The 17,141-nt window shown below is 37.0% G+C and carries 18 protein-coding genes and 1 tRNA gene; 2 read left to right on the top strand and 17 right to left on the bottom strand.

What is annotated here, in order from left to right:
- Nucleotides 1–30 precede the first annotated feature (30 nt).
- The 12 genes from KFE94_07600 to KFE94_07545 all read right to left on the bottom strand — a co-directional run bounded on the left by KFE94_07600 (nt 31) and on the right by KFE94_07545 (nt 5,337).
- On the bottom strand, nt 31–417 hold the full coding sequence (locus KFE94_07600) for a nuclear transport factor 2 family protein (GenBank protein ID UTW67971.1): 387 nt from the start codon (nt 415–417) through the stop codon (nt 31–33).
- A 19-nt stretch (nt 418–436) separates the two neighbouring features.
- Entirely contained in the window at nt 437–910 is a 474-nt protein-coding gene (locus tag KFE94_07595; protein UTW67970.1) for an SRPBCC family protein, read from the bottom strand.
- Between the two features lie 52 nt (nt 911–962).
- Nucleotides 963–1,514, bottom strand: a complete 552-nt coding sequence (locus KFE94_07590; GenBank protein ID UTW67969.1) for a TetR/AcrR family transcriptional regulator — start codon at nt 1,512–1,514, stop codon at nt 963–965.
- Nucleotides 1,515–1,609: 95 nt separating this feature from the next.
- A complete protein-coding gene (locus KFE94_07585; protein UTW67968.1) occupies nt 1,610–1,894 on the bottom strand; it encodes a hypothetical protein in 285 nt (94 codons plus the stop codon).
- Nucleotides 1,887–2,348 carry a hypothetical protein gene (locus tag KFE94_07580; protein ID UTW67967.1) on the bottom strand — a complete coding sequence of 154 codons (462 nt, stop codon included), beginning with the start codon at nt 2,346–2,348 and terminating at the stop codon, nt 1,887–1,889. Before KFE94_07580 ends, KFE94_07585 begins: the two co-directional genes overlap by 8 nt.
- 9 nt (nt 2,349–2,357) lie before the next feature.
- Nucleotides 2,358–2,735, bottom strand: a complete 378-nt coding sequence (locus KFE94_07575) for a lipocalin family protein (GenBank protein UTW67966.1) — start codon at nt 2,733–2,735, stop codon at nt 2,358–2,360.
- 4 nt (nt 2,736–2,739) lie between these two features.
- A complete protein-coding gene (locus KFE94_07570) occupies nt 2,740–3,024 on the bottom strand; it encodes a hypothetical protein (GenBank protein ID UTW67965.1) in 285 nt (94 codons plus the stop codon).
- A gap of 52 nt (nt 3,025–3,076) precedes the next feature.
- The gene (locus KFE94_07565) at nt 3,077–3,388 is read right to left on the bottom strand and encodes a hypothetical protein (protein UTW67964.1); all 312 of its coding nucleotides are present in this window, start codon (nt 3,386–3,388) and stop codon (nt 3,077–3,079) included.
- Nucleotides 3,389–3,414: 26 nt separating this feature from the next.
- Nucleotides 3,415–4,008, bottom strand: coding sequence for a hypothetical protein (locus KFE94_07560; GenBank protein ID UTW67963.1), 594 nt, complete (start codon nt 4,006–4,008; stop codon nt 3,415–3,417).
- The gene (locus tag KFE94_07555) at nt 4,005–4,247 is read right to left on the bottom strand and encodes a hypothetical protein (protein UTW67962.1); all 243 of its coding nucleotides are present in this window, start codon (nt 4,245–4,247) and stop codon (nt 4,005–4,007) included. Before KFE94_07555 ends, KFE94_07560 begins: the two co-directional genes overlap by 4 nt.
- A gap of 316 nt (nt 4,248–4,563) precedes the next feature.
- A complete protein-coding gene (locus KFE94_07550) occupies nt 4,564–5,049 on the bottom strand; it encodes a hypothetical protein (protein UTW67961.1) in 486 nt (161 codons plus the stop codon).
- Between the two features lie 78 nt (nt 5,050–5,127).
- Nucleotides 5,128–5,337 carry a helix-turn-helix transcriptional regulator gene (locus KFE94_07545; protein ID UTW67960.1) on the bottom strand — a complete coding sequence of 70 codons (210 nt, stop codon included), beginning with the start codon at nt 5,335–5,337 and terminating at the stop codon, nt 5,128–5,130.
- Between the two features lie 165 nt (nt 5,338–5,502).
- Between KFE94_07545 and KFE94_07540 the strand changes: the two genes are divergently transcribed.
- Nucleotides 5,503–5,814 (top strand): hypothetical protein, encoded by a 312-nt coding sequence (locus tag KFE94_07540; protein UTW67959.1) that lies wholly within the window; start codon nt 5,503–5,505, stop codon nt 5,812–5,814.
- 90 nt (nt 5,815–5,904) lie between these two features.
- Here KFE94_07540 and KFE94_07535 read toward each other — a convergent pair.
- Nucleotides 5,905–5,978: transfer RNA gene (locus KFE94_07535), tRNA-Ile, on the bottom strand.
- Nucleotides 5,979–6,137: 159 nt separating this feature from the next.
- Nucleotides 6,138–8,135 carry a T9SS type A sorting domain-containing protein gene (locus KFE94_07530; protein UTW67958.1) on the bottom strand — a complete coding sequence of 666 codons (1,998 nt, stop codon included), beginning with the start codon at nt 8,133–8,135 and terminating at the stop codon, nt 6,138–6,140.
- A 161-nt stretch (nt 8,136–8,296) separates the two neighbouring features.
- Here KFE94_07530 and purL point away from each other — a divergent pair, with 161 nt between their 5' ends.
- Nucleotides 8,297–11,995 (top strand): phosphoribosylformylglycinamidine synthase, encoded by a 3,699-nt coding sequence (purL, locus tag KFE94_07525; protein ID UTW67957.1) that lies wholly within the window; start codon nt 8,297–8,299, stop codon nt 11,993–11,995.
- Between the two features lie 101 nt (nt 11,996–12,096).
- On the opposite strand, the gene KFE94_07520 is transcribed toward purL, so the two are convergent.
- The 3 genes from KFE94_07520 to KFE94_07510 all read right to left on the bottom strand — a co-directional run bounded on the left by KFE94_07520 (nt 12,097) and on the right by KFE94_07510 (nt 17,084).
- Nucleotides 12,097–12,453, bottom strand: a complete 357-nt coding sequence (locus tag KFE94_07520) for a DUF427 domain-containing protein (GenBank protein ID UTW67956.1) — start codon at nt 12,451–12,453, stop codon at nt 12,097–12,099.
- A gap of 135 nt (nt 12,454–12,588) precedes the next feature.
- Nucleotides 12,589–14,322 carry a T9SS type A sorting domain-containing protein gene (locus KFE94_07515; protein UTW67955.1) on the bottom strand — a complete coding sequence of 578 codons (1,734 nt, stop codon included), beginning with the start codon at nt 14,320–14,322 and terminating at the stop codon, nt 12,589–12,591.
- Nucleotides 14,323–14,357: 35 nt separating this feature from the next.
- Nucleotides 14,358–17,084 carry a TonB-dependent receptor gene (locus tag KFE94_07510; protein UTW67954.1) on the bottom strand — a complete coding sequence of 909 codons (2,727 nt, stop codon included), beginning with the start codon at nt 17,082–17,084 and terminating at the stop codon, nt 14,358–14,360.
- Nucleotides 17,085–17,141 lie beyond the last annotated feature (57 nt).

The raw sequence follows: 17,141 nt of genomic DNA, 5'->3' as shown, positions 1-17,141 counted from the left end.
ACTTGAGTGAAAATTCGAAATGAGTAATGTTTAGTTTTGGTTCTGCATCTCTTGCATTTTTTTCCCAAACTCGCTCACTTTTAGGGAGTCAAAATAGACTTCCATAGATAGAACTTTACCCTCCTCTACTTTAATAATTTCACAGGCATCTACATGTAAAATAGCCATATCCGGATGACCAATCTGATAGTGTGTAAGTACACAAGCCTGATTTCCTTCCGAAATAATGCTTTTTACTTCGCCTGTATACTTATTGTTTAAAAACTGACGTGTAATTTCAACAACGGCTTCTTTTCCCTCGACCAATGAAGCTAATGGCCCATAATAGGTTACCTCATTTGGAAGGAAATCTTCCCACCCTTGATTGTTCAGCATGGCTTGATAGTAGCTTTCAGCGATTTCTTTAGTTGTATTCATCTTATTTATTTTTATTGATTTACTTGTTATTGAGTTCCTTCTGTTTTCTAGGTGAAGGATTTCCTGTGTCCACATAAATGGCCAAGTCGTCTAGCAACCCGGGGTAGAGTTTCTTAAATGCTATTTTCATCGGAATTTGAGCCAATGTTCCAATGCCGGGTTTGACTTCAATTCTGGGACCGAGTTTAATTTCAGTTTGTGTTTCAGAAATTTTACGGAGCTTCCATGTGCTGAGAACCGATCTGACAAAAAATGGCAAACCTTTTACGGAAAATTCCAATACATGATTTTCGTGATCCACTTTGGTAATCGTATCCATGAGTTTTCCGGTTTCCGTTTCACAAAGGCGATCAAAGTCTTCGTGAGGTTCGCCTTTCCTACAGAACGTAGTACCGGTAGCCCACTGGTGGCCGTTGGCGAAGTCGTCAATAACGAATCTCCAAACCTCGTTGATCGGTTTGTTAATTTTTCTGCTGAATTTTAGGTCTATCATATTTATTAGTTTTTTGGAGTGAATGTTCATTCCAATTTGTGTGTAAATTTTTTTATTCCTTAATGCCATCCCAAACCATGCGTACGTGGTTTACCAGAGATGATTTCTTTTTTTCAGATGGATTTAAATTGAGTTTGAGATAAGAGGAGATTCCACCTCCAATAAACACCAGGATTTCGCTGAGTTCAATGTTTTTAATGATTCTATCTTTTTGTCCATTTTTCAATAACACCCCTACTATTTCAACAGATCTCCTTCCCATCATTTTGTTTTCCTCAGTGATAATTGGTGAAGCCTCTAATTGTTGCAGGAAATTGAAGTACGAAGGATTGTGGATAAAGAATTCGATAATTACCGTTAAGTAATTTTCAAACTGTGTTTTGATCGGTTGATCGGTATCTACCTTCAAAAACAAAGCTTCCTCCTGATCTTTAATCTCTCTGTAAATTTCGTTGATTAATATATCCTTGTTTGGGAAATAATTGTAGATCGTACCCATACCTGTACCTGCAGCTTTTGCTATTTCCGACATTGGTGTATTATGTACTCCTTTTTCAACCAGAAGTTCCAATGCTGCATTTATTATGGCGTCTTTTTTACTCACGATGCAAATGTATATGTTTTGGAATGATTATTCCAAAAGTTTTTTAGAAAATAATTTTGGGCTATATTTTCTTATGTGAAATTATGTAAGCGCATTTAGTCAAATTTTTTAACTGCCTCTTGAAGAAATTCAGTCAGCGTTTCAAAAGCAACATTAGGTGAATTTTTATTAATCTCTATATCTGATAGCCATATTGTTCGGTCGTTTTCTTTTGATGGATAAAAAGAAGAAATCCATATTATATAGCCTTTACCACGAATTGAATACCAGAGTCTATCTTTTCTAGAAGTATAAAAATTTACTTCATAGTTTTTCAAGAAATCATTCCATTCCAAAGTAGGAAAGGAATCGTCAGAATAGACTAGTTTCTTTTCAATCATTGTTGATTCTTGATATCAGTTCAAATTCTAATGAGTTAAGATTAATCTCAAACTCTCCAGTCTTATCATGTTGTTTCTTCAGATAAATTATTCTATCATCTTCGGTCAATCTTAAAACGTCAAATCTACCATTTCGTAATCTAGAAAACTTTGTGACAGCACTCCTCTTAAAATCAATTAGAAACAGTCTTAATTCAATGTCTCCATCATGTTTGATAGATTCTGAATCAAAAGTTTGGTTGACGTATTCTTCAAAAACGATCAGGTTATCACCATTTAGATACCAAAATTGACCGGTAAACCACCCTTTGAATTCAAATGATTTGTCTAGAAGACTGAGTTTGTATTTAGGATACCAATGATCTGCCTTAGGATGTAATTCCGATGGGTGGAATGCATCATCAAAGGCTAGTTTTAAAGAAATTTCATCTCTATGAACAAGTATGTTTTCCATTGTGTTGGTTCACTCTCTTGAGTATTGAAGAATAGATGAACCTTCAAATTCCTCTGTGACTTTTGTTTTTAAAGCTGTTTCGGTCAACTCAATTACTTCCATATCCTTTAGTACCCATCCTTCGTTAGTAAACTTAATTACCATGTTATTGGTGTCGATTTCAAAGGTGCCCTCAATAGAATGGATTATAGAGTCATTTATTGACTTAATCTCAGAGTAGAATGTTCCATCTAATTGGAAAGTAATAGTTTTTATTTTATCAGGACTAAATCCATCACTTTCTGAATGCTCTATCCAGGTGCCGTATAGTTCTGAATGCTTTATTACCGGTTGATCCTGACAAGAATAAAGAATTAGTAATAGAGATAAGAGTATTATGTTTTTCATGATTTTATTCTCTTTTTATAAGTTCATCGTCTATTAAATCAAAAACCATTGGGCTATCTTTTTGGTCTGGAACCCATCCTAAATTAAGTGCCTGTTTAATAATTGACTCTGCATCTTTTGGTTTAATAATTCTCATATTTATTCCTTCTACATCTGGAAATTTTGTCCAATAAGAATTTATTTCAGAATTAATATAGACCTCTATTTTTCGTCCTTTAACCCCTTCTTTCTCTGCAATAAAGACAACAAAATTGCTGTCCGGTGAAACTACCCAACGATAACTTTTCATGTTGACACTGATTGGTCTTGATTTCTTTTTGCTTAAAGTCATCCGTTTTTAGTTAATCTTCGCCATCTATTGTTATTGGCAGGTATTCAAGGCCTACATTTAATGCCAGAAATATATCAATATCTTCGGTATCGCAATCAACAATTAACAGCATATGGGATTCTTTCTCAGAAGACATTTCTACTTTTTCAATACTATTGATTCTTACCGAAATAGAAAGACTCGAATTAAGTGGAATGTTGACAAACCAATTTTCTTGTATTTCACCTTCCTTGATATTTCCGATTAAATAAAACTGATTTCTATCTCTAATTGCAAAACTGTCAATTACTTCAAAGAGTCCTAGTCTGTTTATGGGTTTCATGGTTATTAATTAATTCAATGATTTTGTTAATGATGTCCAATTCCTTGAAATGTTAGTTCGGTGAGACAAATATCATCATATTTTGAACCTTTATAGGTTTCTATAATTTCAAATTCTAAAATAAGTGGAGTGTCAGATCTAAAGGGTATATTTTCTAATGATACAATTTGATGTTCTCTCTGATCCAATAAGTAAATATCACCATGTTCAACCCCATTAATATATAAAGTCATTTTTTTTATACGTCCATTTTTTTCCCATAAATCCTGAGATTTATAATACCCATTGAAAATTGAAAGTGCATTTATGGCGATGTTTTCATCATTAAAATTAAAAATATAAGTCAATTTTTCGTTTCCTTTTTGACGATAAGCCCAACAAGAATTTACATCAAAATCATGAGCATTTTGGGCTAAATAGGTATTCTTATTAATTTCATCTAATTCCGAATTTGAAAGGATTTCACTTGGGCCAACAAGACAATAGATACTACAACCTCCACCATATTCTATATCATCACCAGCACATCCTTTACAAAAGAAAGGGCTTGATTCAGCAAAATATTCTCTTCCCCCTGTTAGACTTAGAATAATCGTTATTAGTGTTAGTAAGAGTTTCATTTTATTAGTTCACCTTTTTCGTTAATGTATTTGAATTTGGTCTTTGGGTCAATCTCTTTTCCACCGGAATCCTTAAAAGACTCAAACATTCCTCTCCAATCTTCCGAATCAAATTCTTTATTTGTATCCCATCTGATGATTCCGGGTTCTTTGTCCCAATCGGAATTTATTTCTACTCGAATTACAATTCCAATTTCATCATTCAAAGATACTTTCATTCCAAAATAGAATTGCTCCATATTTTGTGAGGTGTTTTTTGTTTTTTAATGTCAGTTTCTTGTAGATAACAGTTGAGGTGCTAATTGTTAAAGCTTGATAAAAGAAAGTGAAGCATTCCAAATACTAGGAATGAAGCAAAGCTTCTTTTCCAAAATCCCCAGTTTTTAATGTCGTTGTTTGATTTGATTAATCCCAAATTTTCAAGAGGAATGAAATATATTTTCCAAAACACTCCCATTATGAGACTGCCAAAAATCAAGGCGAATATTTTAAAAATCATAGTTGTTTTTCGTTTTTCAAACTGTGCTTTTAAAGTGTATCATGATGGCAAATATTTCACTTTTTCCTTAAAGTCATAATATTGAAACCTCCCAGTATTCCCATCCATATTTCAATTATAGAAATATCAGCGTTGCTCATTTTATATTCAGACCAACCTAATTCAGGATTATCCGGGTCTAACAGAATCCATTGTTTGCCAGTATCAATTTGATATGCTTGGTTGATCCCATTAATTAATAATAAGGTGTCTGAGATAAAGTGGTATTCTACCGTGTCAAACGAACTGAAATTCCTTTTTATTTCTTTAACTATGGAGTTGGAATCAACTTTTTGCTGATGGCTAAATTCACTTGAAACTTTAATGTAATTATTTATACAGTTTTGAATGGAATCCCTTTGATAGGCTAAGATCGTTTTGTCTCCTATTCGGGTTTTAAATTCAACTACCTGCCATTTTCCAATAAAAACATTGGTTGAGTCTTGTGCACTAGTATAAATGCTCAATAAAATAAAGAAGGTTAAAAGGATATATATTCTCATTTTAATAATTGCTAAAGTTTAGTATATGGCAAGAAGGGCTGTATTATTTCATGTTGGTACAATGCTAAAATAAACGTTTTACTTTTTAGTAGATACCAAAAGTTCTCTTACGTCTACATCTAATGCTTTGGCTACTTGGAATAAATTTTCAATTCTGGGTTGCATATCATTTCGACACCATTTTGAAATAGTATTTGTATTCATATCTATTTCTTCAGCTAACCAATTATTGGTTTTTCCTTTTTCAGCCAGAACTGCTTTTATTCGATTATATACAGGCTTACCCATAGTAATTGCTATGATTTAGTACCAAAAATAATGAAGAAAAATAAATGTTTTAAGGATGAAAATATGCTTTATTGGGAGTTTTAAAAATCTTTATATAACTTTGAAATGCTTTAAAGGGAGATAAATAAACTTTTAAAGTTCTTTATTGGAAATTAAAAACATATTATGAAAAACAAAGACCTTATTCTCCAACTCATTCAGCAAGACTTAAAACATAACCAACTCACCGAAGGTTTACGCCAAATCGGATTAGACGATTATGGCAGATATTGTTTGGATATTCAACCCATGGTGGCCCAGTTGATGGGCATGGAGAAAGAGCAGGTTTCCGATCGTTGGACCGAAATCTATGGTAGCTTTATGGATAATGCGCACCAAACTAAAACATCGGATAGAGGAGAGGAGCTTATTCCAGTTGCGCAAAAATGCTATGATATGTTATTGGCGTGTATTGAAATTGAAAATCGGATTAAATAAGACTTATAGGGGTTGTGCGGTGGGGAGAGGGAGAAAGGTGTGGATACAAAAAGAGGACAAGCAGCCAAATCGACTAAATGTCCTCCTGTGTGGGCCCAACAGGGCTCGAACCTGTGACCCTCTGATTATGAGTCAGATGCTCTAACCAACTGAGCTATGGGCCCTGATGAATAATCATCAAGGCTGCAAATGTATTAGAATTTTGGATTTTAGAAACCAAACAATCAATAATTTCAACAAATAACCTCGTTTAAGATACCAAAGTATAAAGCATAAAAAAGGCCAATCCGTAGATTGGCCCCTCATAAATATGTTGTTTCAAATTACTTTTTGATAAATGTAATTGTCTCACGTTTTAGGTCATCACTCACTGAAATGTGGTAGATTCCGCTAGTCCAACCCGCTACATCAATTTGTTCGTTTTGTCCCATGTTCATGGATTTATGACTTTGGAATACCAGTTTTCCAATTTGGTTGTATACTTGAATCAATACACGTCCTTCCATTTCTACGGATTCGATGTTTACCACATCTTCAGCTGGGTTAGGATACATTTTGATTAAACCAGACTCTTGTTTGTGCTCATATTTTTGAATACCCACTGGCCCTGATGGAGTCCAAATGGTTTCATCATAATTCGGGTTTCCATCTACGATATCATAACCTACAGAGAAATTGTGAACGAAGAAGTTTCCAAAATCTGGCTCCATGGTATTGATAAACAATGGTGGTTGACTATTTGGCAATCCAATGTTTTTAAACTGCATAGAACCATTTCCTTGAGCCGTGTTTGCCCACCATGAAAGCCCGTCACCTCCTGCATCTTCGATGTAGAAAGTATACGCTCCATCCGGTAAAGTCAAAGTGTCGCGGTAGAAAGTATTGTCACTTAAGTTGTTTCTTAGTAGAACTACTGAATCCTGAGCATTTGTAATTCTATACCAGGTATCTTGTCCTTCATTATTGGTTCTTACCGTTAATAAGATCTCTCCGTTGTATTGATCCAGAGTATTGAATGAAGTTTTGAATTTGTTGTTGCTAGGAACTTCATCTGTTCCGCCATTAGGTTGAAGTACCTCAGCACTAAAAATCTTTGCGCTACTTCCTTTAAAGAAGTTATGATCCGGAATTGGAAGTTCTACTTCTTCACTCTCCATAAACTCTAATTGGCCTACCCAGTCTGCTGTGTAGAAAGTTCCACCTTCAACACCATACTTGATTTTTGCACTGTATAAAGTGCTGGAACCTGTATTTCTTAGGATCACTCTCGGCTTTTGAGCCGTTGGATTGTAACGAGAATAACGGTCGTATGTATTTGGATTTAATACATCGTAAATCTCAGCATCTAATGTGTGGTTTGCACCACCATATTGAATTACCTGAGCACTAATGTTATAACTCATGTTTACATTGTTTGCCGTATAGTTTTGCCAATCTACTTTTACATCAAAATCGGTTTTGCCATCTACAAAATCAGTAATGTCATGTCTAAACACTTGACTTTCACTTCCAGGACACCATCCCGCACGGTTATATACCCAGGTTCCGGTTTGAGCGTAAAGCGGCTCACTACCACAATCGTTTCTCCATACCGTTTGCTGTGCAATGGTACTGTTATCGATTTTTAACTTATACCATTTATCGCAAAACTCTGCACAGTTTTCAGGGTTAGTTCCCTGACCATTGTTATTCCCAAATCCATGACCAGTAGCTGTAATGATGAATTCAGCTTCTTGTGTATTTGCGTTTTTAGTTACATTAACCGTTTGTAATTTCGTGTTAATTGGATCGGAATTATCCCCATATTTATAACCACCAAAATAGATTGGATCTACACTGAGTGGGGTACGTGGAGGTGTACCTTCAATGAACTCGAAGAATACGGTAATGGTAAAACCATCTTGCCATCCATCATAACGTGCATTTATTACCTTGTTTCCTTGAAGGATCGGCATTAAATGCGTTACGTCAAATTTATACTCGTGAAACCATCCCTGGTTTTTATTCCCGGCATATGGCGTAATCACTTTAGCCAGTTCAAATTTGTCACTGGTATTGTTCTCATCCCAAAGTTGAATAGTTGTGGTATAATCCCACGCACTACAACCAATACTAGGACATCCCAGTTTGTAATGCATGATCACTTTTTGGTAAGTTCCAGTCGTTGGAAAACTCACAGTGTCATAAAAATTTCCGTTCCAATTCCAGTGCACTTCCTGATGCGCATTTACGACAGTTGTGTCACCGTCAGCAGCAAATAAAGATTGAATGGAAAGAACTGTACTTAAAAAAATAAACCCTAAAACGTATAAATTCCTCATTCCTAATAATATTTAAAACGCTAAAATATCATTAGAAACAGAACTTCACAAGATTTTTGTTGCTTAAAATCAAAGCGGTAATTTGATTAGTCATTGCAAGAGGTTTCTTACTTTTGCAATCTCAAAATAATTGAGCAAATTGGGTTTAAAACACGTATCAAATGATTAAATTTTTTGCCACTTCAACAGATAAAATCTATGCTGTTGGACTTTCCACAAACCTTTCATCTGAAGACTTCCCTAAGCTAGAATGGCTTTTTGGTGGAGCTAAGTTGGTTGATTCGGACACTTTATCCGGGTTTTATATTGGACCAAGAAAGGAAATGATTACGCCTTGGAGTACCAATGCGGTGGAGATTTCTCAAAATATGGGAATCTCCGGAATTGAAAGAATTGAAGAGTTTTTTGTGGCATCTGATGAGAATGCTTCATATGATTCAATGCTTCAAGCCATGTACAATGGTTTAGGGCAAGATATTTATACCATTGAGATCGAGCCTGAAAAAGTGCAATATATTGATGATTTGGCTGCATATAACCAATCTGAAGGATTGGCTTTGAGCGATGAGGAAATTGAATACCTGGAATCAGTAGCGAAATCATTAAATAGAAAATTGACCGATAGTGAGGTGTTTGGTTTTTCTCAAGTAAATTCAGAACACTGTAGACACAAGATTTTTAATGGTCAGTTTATCATTGATGGAGAAGAGATGCCAAATTCGTTGTTCTCCTTGATCAAGAAAACCTCAAAGGAGAATCCAAACAAAATTGTTTCGGCATATAAAGACAACGTAGCATTCATCAAAGGTCCAAAAGTGGAGCAATTTGCGCCAAACCGTCAGGATGAAGCTTCTGAGTTTGAAACCAAAGATTTTGATTCTGTAATTTCTCTGAAAGCAGAAACACACAACTTCCCAACCACTGTAGAGCCTTTTAATGGTGCGGCAACGGGAAGTGGTGGTGAGATTCGCGACCGTATGGCCGGAGGTAAAGGTTCTATGCCTTTAGCAGGAACGGCAGTGTATATGACGGCTTATTCTCGTTTGGAAGAAAATCGTTCGTGGGAAGATAAAATGGCAGAACGTGATTGGTTATACCAAACACCAATGGACATTTTGATCAAAGCTTCAAACGGAGCATCTGATTTTGGTAATAAATTCGGTCAACCTTTGATTAATGGATCGGTATTAACTTTTGAGCACGAAGAAGGCGGAAAGAAATTCGGTTATGATAAGGTGATTATGCAAGCCGGAGGGATTGGATATGGAAAACTTGGAGATGCATTGAAAGACACCCCAAAAACCGGAGATAAAATCGTGGTGATGGGTGGTGATAACTACCGTATCGGAATGGGCGGTGGAGCTGTATCGTCTGTAGCAACCGGTGAGTTTTCAAGTGGTATTGAGTTAAATGCCATTCAACGTTCAAACCCGGAAATGCAAAAACGTGCCTACAATGTCGTACGTGCATTAAGTGAGCAAGATGAAAACCCAATCGTTTCGATTCACGATCACGGTGCTGGTGGACACCTCAACTGTTTGAGTGAATTGGTTGAAGAAACCGGAGGGGTGATTGATGTCAATAAACTACCGGTTGGAGATCCAACTTTATCTGATAAAGAAATTATCGGTAACGAATCTCAGGAAAGAATGGGATTGGTGATTGATGAAAAACATATTGATCATATCAATAAAATTGCAAAACGTGAACGTGCTCCAATTTATGTGGTGGGTGAAACTACAGGGGATCATCGTTTTGTTTTTGAAAATAAAAAATCGGGTGAAAACCCAATGGACTGGGACTTGACACACATGTTTGGTTCTTCTCCAAAAACCATCCTTGAGGATCAAAAGCACACCTCAAATTTTGATGGTTTAGTATATGAGGCGAGCAAAATTCAAGAGTATTTGAATAATGTCTTACAGTTAGAGGCTGTTGCTTGTAAAGATTGGTTGATCAATAAGGTGGATAGATGTGTAACCGGACGTGTGGCAAAACAACAAGCTGCCGGACCAATTCAATTGCCATTAAACAACGTTGGGGTGATGGCTTTAGATTACCGTGGTGAAAAAGGAATTGCGACTGCGATTGGGCATGCACCGGTTTCAGCATTAATTGATCCAACCGCAGGGTCTCAAGCGTCTATAGCAGAAGCCTTAACCAATATGATTTGGGCTCCGATAGATGGTGGAATCAAAGGTGTCTCATTAAGTGCCAATTGGATGTGGCCAGCGAAAAACGAAGGAGAGAATTCTCGTTTATATGAGGCGGTACAGGGAATCAGTGATTTTGCATGTGAGTTAGGATTGAATATTCCTACGGGTAAAGATTCACTTTCTATGACGCAGAAATATAAAGATGACGTGGTGTATGCACCAGGCACGGTTATTATTTCAGCAGTAGGTGAAGTATCTCATTTAAATAAAGTGGTAGAGCCGGTATTAAAACCAAATTATGAGTCATCAATGGTTTACATTGATTTATCAGAAGATGATTTCAAATTAGGTGGTAGTAGTTTTGCGCAAACTTTGAATAAAATTGGTGACAGTGCACCGCATATTAAATCTGCAGAGAAATTTGCAGCTACGTTTGATGCGCTTCAGAAGTTAATTTCAGATGATAAGATTTTAGCTGGTCATGATATTTCTGCAGGTGGTATGTTGACTGCTTTATTGGAAATGACATTTGCAGAAACAGATTTAGGTTTAAGTGTGGACTTAACCGGAATCAACGGAGCAGATGATGTGCAGATTTTCTTCTCAGAAAAATCAGGTGTACTGGTACAGGTGGTACAAGCAGATTTAGCAGATGTAACGGATGCATTAACCGCGGTAGGTGCTTCGCATTACACGATTGGTAACGTGATTGGTGATCGAATGATGACGGTGAAAACAGCTGCGAATACCTACATGTTCGATATTGATAGTTTACGTGATACTTGGTATAAGACTTCATATTTGTTAGATCAAAAACAATCGGGAGAAGAACTAGCTACAGCGCGTTTTAACAATTATAAAAATCAGGCGTTATCATACGAATTTCCAGAAGGGTTTATTGGTGATTTTGCCGCATTAGGATTAAATCCGGATCGAAAAGAAAAGTCAGGAATCAAAGCAGCTATTATCCGTGAGAAAGGTGTGAATGGCGATCGTGAGATGGCTTATGCGATGCACCTGGCTGGATTTGATGTGAAGGATGTACATATGACCGATTTGATTTCGGGAGCTGAAGATTTGAGTGATGTAAATTTCATTGCATACGTAGGAGGATTTTCGAATTCTGACGTACTGGGATCGGCTAAAGGATGGGCTGGAGCATTCTTGTATAACGAGAAAGCTAAAGCGGCCTTAGATGCGTTCTATGCACGTGAGGATACCATGAGTTTAGGTATTTGTAACGGTTGTCAGTTGATGGGTGAGTTAGGATTGTTATATCCGGAGCATGAAGAGCATCCAAAATTATTACATAATGATTCTGGTAAATTTGAATCTGGATTTGTGAACGTGACGATTCCTGAAAATAATTCAGTGATGTTAGGGTCATTATCCGGAACTAAATTAGGAATTTGGGTAGCACATGGGGAAGGTAAATTCAATTTACCGGAAGCAGAATCTGCATACAATATCGTTGGAAAATACAGCCATGAAGGTTACCCTGGAAATCCAAACGGATCGGATTATAATACAGCGGGAATCGCAAGTGCGGATGGACGTCATTTGGCTATGATGCCACACTTTGAACGTTCGGTATTCCCATGGAACTGGGGATACTATCCGGAAGGAAATAAAAACGATGTGGTTTCTCCATGGATTCAGGCGTTTATGAATGCCAAAGAATGGGTACTTCGACAAGCTCAGTAACCATTTCAAGTAAGAAGTAAAATCGTTTAAGAGAATAAGCAAAAGCCCCGGTGAATATATTCACCGGGGCTTTTTATTTTGATAATTAAAACGTGTACCGTTTAAATCGGCTCAGAAATCAAAGTCACATACTCCATATTAAAAGCAACATAACCTTTGATTTTTTTAGCTCTTGGTAGTGGTTCTTCGTAGCTCCAGGCAAAATAGTTTTCAGTTGGAGTTTCTAAATTCCAGTATGAAGCAGCTCCCTTTATCGGACATGTACTTGATCTTTCATTTTCAGGCACCAGTTCTGCGACCAAATCTTCTTTTGGTACGTAAAACACCGGATCATATACACCTTTACCCACTTCTTTTAAGATGATGGCATTTGTAGTTTCAGCTAATATCTGGTCTTTTATTTTAATAGTTAGTTTTCTATTGTAAGAATCCATAACCGCATAATGTCTTTTCTCCATGGTTCTAATTTTTAGCAAAATAATGATGATTTAAGAATCTAAATTGTGTGGATTTTGACAAAACTTCATTTTGATGAAATAGAAAGGCCAACATACGAGATGCTGGCCTTACCTGGTTTAGATGTATTTAGAGGTTTACTTGATCACCAGTTTTTCTACGTTTGAACCAGAGTCAGTATCTACATGAATTACGTAAACACCTTTTGGTAAATGACCTACCTGAATGGTTCTGTTAGCCACATTAGTGTTTTCAGTATATACTACTTTTCCAGTCACATCAAAGATTTGAATGAAAGTCATATTTCCGTTTGCACTTGAAATACGGATTTGATCCTCCGCTGGATTTGGAGCTACTTTGAATGTCGTGTTTGGATTCACTTTATTAACTGATAATGGCTCCCAATCTCCAATTTGCATCGCACGCATAATACGAGGGTGGATATAGCCTTGAATTGTATCAATGAAGTTCAGTGCCTGATTTTTTGACATCGTTGGATTTGTCAACAATGCTTTGGTATGAATGTCATTCGCATCAATTGTAATACCGATTGATGCATAATAGGCTTCTAAAGCTTGTAAATCAGTCAATGTCCACCATTCCCAAGGGGCACCATTGTTTAAGTCAAAATCCAAAGCAAATAAACCTTCAGCATTGTTGTCAATCACTACCGGGTTGTTGATGTTTATAGAAGGAATGTTATTGAACGTCTGTCCATATTTTGAACGCGCAGAAATCGTATAGTCATCCGTTAATTGTAAATCTTTAAACGAATCATTTAATCCCAATGAAACGGCTTTAGGAATAAACATGTTTGGACCATTTACGTCTACCACGTTTTCACCGGTAGTTGGTACAATTACAGTTCCGGTATCAAAAGGAGCAAACGCATCTCTTACTGCATGAACAGTAATCATCGGAGCTTCAATATTGCCTTCTAACCAGCTAATGTCAGCCAACGCACCACCAGCATTAATACACGCTTGAATATCGGTGGTTTGACCATTATTGAAGTACATGTTTAACAATCCGTCATCACCTGCGATATTTCCAACAATAGCTTCATTAATAAAAGAAGCACCGGTTGCCGGATTGGTGAATTTTGGTAATGCCATTTCAGCAGTTTTATCTAAAGTATTGTAAGCTAGGGCCACATATCCACCTGATCCCTGACCATAAATGGCGATTTTTCCAGGGTTAATGGCATAAGTATTTGATCCGGAGGCATCATCACGTAATACACGTACGACTTGTTTGATATCGTGAATTGCACGGTATACTGCATTTAATAATGTCGCACGTCTAATGATCTCTCCTGTAGGACCAGTAGCCGCAGGATTCCAACCGTGACGGTAATTTGCTGCAACAGCAACGTATCCACGTTTTGACCATTGTTTACATAATTCAACGGCTGCGGAATCTTCTTTTGACCCAGCCGGGCCCTGATTCACACCAGTTGGCAAGAAGTTTCCGGTGTGGATATAAACAATAACCGGACGATTTGCCAATGTATCTGCCGAGGTCATCGGTTCATATACATCCATTTTCAAATCGCTGATTTTTACCTTTGTAGTTGTATCTAAAGCATATGGCAAATAATAAGCCGCAGGGATTGGTGCCCCTGTTTGGTATGCCGTTTTTAGCGTAGTCATTTCTGATACAATTGTCGCCTGATTGGCAACTAAATATGCAGGATCCAATAATTGGGTGTTTTTCATCACATCCACATTGGTTCCATATGTCACATCCTTGGTGACCATAATTTGGGCATCAGTGAAAACTTCTTCCATGTACCGCGTCTGGGCGTCCACATGAATTGAAGCTCCAATGAAGCTCATAGTTATACCTCCTAATAGTAAAAGTTTTCTCATGACATTTTAGTTTAGTTTATATTCAATTTAAGTTATTACTTTATTTCAATTTGTGCTGATATATAAGCCAATCGACCAACTCTAGGTCCCCCATATACCTGGTAGACTTTATTGTCAAGTAGATTGGATGCTCCAAGTTTAATGGTAGTGTGCCATTTTGGTATGTTGGCATTGATTTGAGCATCCACCAAATCATACGAAGGAATAAACCCTGTAAATTGTGGTGATCCCTCAAATATAAAACCTTCTATCCATTTATAATTGACTCCAAATCCGAATTTTACGGTTTTTAAGTTTTTAAAAGTGAGGTCTCGTCCGGTGATTCCAACATTAAATTTGTTTTCCGGAGTATTGTATGCCGGAATAATAGGGTCATTTGAACCTGATTGGAGTTTGTTCCAGGAATAGTTACCGTTGAAAGCGTAATTCTTTGCAAAATAATAATTCAGGCCCACAGAAACGCCCTGAGTAGTCACTTGCTCTGAAGCATTAGCTGCCAATCGGTAAACCTGAGCAGAGTTGATAAAACCGGAGATATCGAAATCAGCATCTACACCAATCACATATCCGATAAAATCATCATACCAACTGTTATAAGCAGACATATCTAAATATACTTTATCAAACAAAGTTCCGCGATATCCAACTTCAATGGTTTTGACTTTCTCCGGACTAATTGGTGGTGTGTTGAAGTATTCTAAATCATCACGATTGAAAGAATTGGCATATTCTCGTAAAGAACTAATCGTAATAAGAGAATCATAACCATTAAGATTCCCCAGTAAAATTGCACGGCCTACGTTGTAATATAGATATTGGTCGGCCAATGTTGGATTACGAATTGCAGAAGAGAAGGTCGCTCTAAACGTATGATTTTTATTCATGGAGTATACCAAAGAAACTGCAGGTGAGAAGAGATAGTCGAAATTCTCATTTTTATCCATTCGAAGCGTTGCATTTACTTTTAGCTTTTCATCTACCACTTTTTTCTCTACTCCTAAGAAAACACCGTATTCGTTATTTGTAATTCGGTTTACCGAATCCTGGAAAATAGTTCCTTGTGAATTTGGACGATACATTCTTAAGTTCCCACCCACCACAATTTCTGCAAATGCAGGTTGAAAACGATATTCTCCCTGAACATGGTACAGTGCGGATTTATCAAAAAATCTGGATCCATTTTCAGTGAACTTACGAGAGGTAACATCGTTAAATAATGAATCAAACCTGGCAGTACCTGGTACATAGCGCGCTTCACCATTTCTTGGGTTATTGTCTATTTCATCTCTGGTGATTTGGTGGAATGGCGCTAACGAATCCATGCTTTTCGCAAACCAAGGATCGTATTGATTTGCAGCCCACTCATCAATGGTCGTTGAAAAATCATATCTTGGATAATTCGGATCACTTTGAATATCACGTTTGTAGGTGTTTCCCCAAAGTGTTTTATAATCAGTAAACCAATCGGTGTCTTCTGTAGACGCTTCTTGCATTCGAATTGCTGTAGTCACAATATCATAGGAATCTCCCGCATCTTCGTTGGTCGCATAACCTCTGATAAACCATTTACCCTCTTTTTTGATTTCCAGTTTGTTTTGCATAAACTGGATATTTTTCAAACTGTATCGGTTATCACCCTGGTAAACAGTTGTTCCAGTAGAATAGGAGAAAGTATAATTCACAATAACTGAATCTGTGATTTTGTAATATAGTCCTGTGTTGAATTTGAAGTTATCCGTGCTATAATCCGCCAGATCAATCTCTCTATACCCTGTACGACTCATTGCTCCAAGTCCAGGGTTGGAAAGTTTTCCGAAAGATGAGGTGTACTGTGCATCAATTTCTTCGTCACCATAAACGTTTACTGCATCATATCCACCAGGGTTTCGAGAGGTATAATCTGTATTATATACTGCATCATAATTTTCTGCTTCCCAGTCGTTGGCTTGCATATAATATGCATTGATTTTGTAACCGAATTTTCCAGGCTCTCCATTTTTATTTTTAACCACTTGTGCCCAACGTACGGCAAATTCAGATAAATCTCGTTCTCCAAATTTCACGGAAGCACTTAGTCCGGGGAAGTAAAATGGATCTTTGGTTTCCATGGCGATGACACCATTAAATGCACCAGGTCCATAATAAGCAGAACTTGCTCCGGCAATGACATTCACTCTTTTAAGGTCTAATTCAGACGCACCTAAAAAGTTACCTAAAGAGAAGTTAAGACCAGGAGATTGATTGTCTACACCATCTATGACCTGTAGCGAACGTACGGGAGATGTGCTGTTAAAACCTCTGGTATTGATAACTTTAAAACCAATTGAAGCAGAGGTCATATCCACGCCTTTCATGTTTCCCAGACTTTCATAGAAATCACCGGAAGGAGATTCCTTAATGGCGGTGATGTCCATACTTTCCACAGTCAGAGGAGATTCTTTTTGTTTATCTGTAATCCGGGAGTCTACGACTTCAACCGCATCCAGAACGACATTACTGGTTTTTAACTTGACTTTGATTTTTTGGTCAGGTCCACTCACGGTGATTTCCTGATCGGTATACCCCATAGATTTGATGAGCAAAACAATAGGAAAGGGTCTGGAAGTGGTTAATGAAAAGTTTCCATCAATATCTGTAGTTACTCCTTCGGTGGTGCCTTTTATAATAATGGAAGCACCAATTACGGTTTCTCCAGATTCAAAATCCACGATTTTACCGGTGATGGTATTATCTCCATTTTGGGCAAAAACAGATTGGCCCATTAAGTTCCATAATACGCATGCAAAAAATAATATGTAAGTTTTAAAAGAGTAGTTTTT

This window comes from bacterium SCSIO 12643 (genome assembly GCA_024398135.1).
Lineage (GTDB): Bacteria > Bacteroidota > Bacteroidia > Flavobacteriales_G > Salibacteraceae > CAJXZP01.
This window is presented reverse-complemented; position numbering and strand designations above follow the sequence as displayed.